2 protein-coding genes are annotated in these 916 nt (G+C 56.4%); both read right to left on the bottom strand.

Going from position 1 to position 916, the window contains the following annotated elements; all coding sequences use genetic code 11:
* The coding region (locus AB3X98_RS41990) for an MCP four helix bundle domain-containing protein (protein ID WP_368607202.1) at positions 1-291 on the bottom strand (291 nt) is incomplete at its 3' end.
* 95 nt (positions 292-386) lie between these two features.
* Positions 387-916, bottom strand: a 530-nt coding sequence (locus AB3X98_RS41995; RefSeq protein ID WP_368607203.1) for a porin, incomplete at its 5' end; no start/stop codon positions are given.

Below are 916 nucleotides of genomic sequence, written 5' to 3' on the forward strand. Positions count from 1 at the left end.
GAGTGTGCGAAGCGCAAAGTCCCTCATGATGCGCTGGGATGCTTTTTGCACGGGATCCGTTTCAAGCACACTTCGTAGCGTTGACTTGCGAACGTTGTTTGCCCATGTACGAATGTCCCCAAGCACAGCGACTTTCGGCAGCCAGCTATCGGCAAACTGAACTGCCCCGTTGTGCACCCGAGCTGTCTGGAACAGGGCGACGGAGCCTGTCACGCAAAGAAGGATTAGCACGAGCGCAAAGCCGGCGCCAAGTCGGACGCCAATTCGGACGTTAGCAAGAAGGTTTCGCATAACGGGATCTGTCTGAGCGAAAATGCAAAAGCGCTGGAGTCCACGACCGATGGTGCCATTCCCGGTCGATTCCTCCAGCTTCTGCGGAAGACATCCTAGAACTTGTGCCGGATTCCCGTTACCGCCACGAACTGATTACCCGTTGAGGAGGCTGAGAAACCCGTGATGTTCGCGACCGCCGATTTGTCAGTAGAGTCCGTTCCCGTCGCATGCTGGTAAATCGCGGAAATATAGACGTCGGTCCGCTTCGACAGGAAATAATCGACACCTGCGTCGACCTGGTGATAGGCCGCGTGATTGACGCCGTAGCCCTTCGTATAGTCGTAGGAGATACCCAGATTCAGCGCGGGGGTCACGAGATACTTGAAGCTGACCTCGGCATTGTGGAACGCGGCGTTGCCATGATAGTGCAGCGAATTCAGGGCACTTAGTGCGCCAAGACCCCGGAACTGGGTGTTGGTGTACATGGCACCAAGCGTGGCCTGTCCTAGCTGATATGCTGCGCCCGCTGCAATGATCTGCTGCGTGCGCGCTGACGCATAGCCCGAATAGACGGTACTGGCAGTCATGTTCGACGCTGTCGTGCTGGACGTCGAATTGTTGCCGAAGAACGAGAAGTTCGGGT

It is taken from the genome of Paraburkholderia sp. BR14312 (assembly GCF_040948675.1).
Classification (GTDB): Bacteria; Pseudomonadota; Gammaproteobacteria; order Burkholderiales; family Burkholderiaceae; genus Paraburkholderia; species Paraburkholderia nodosa_A.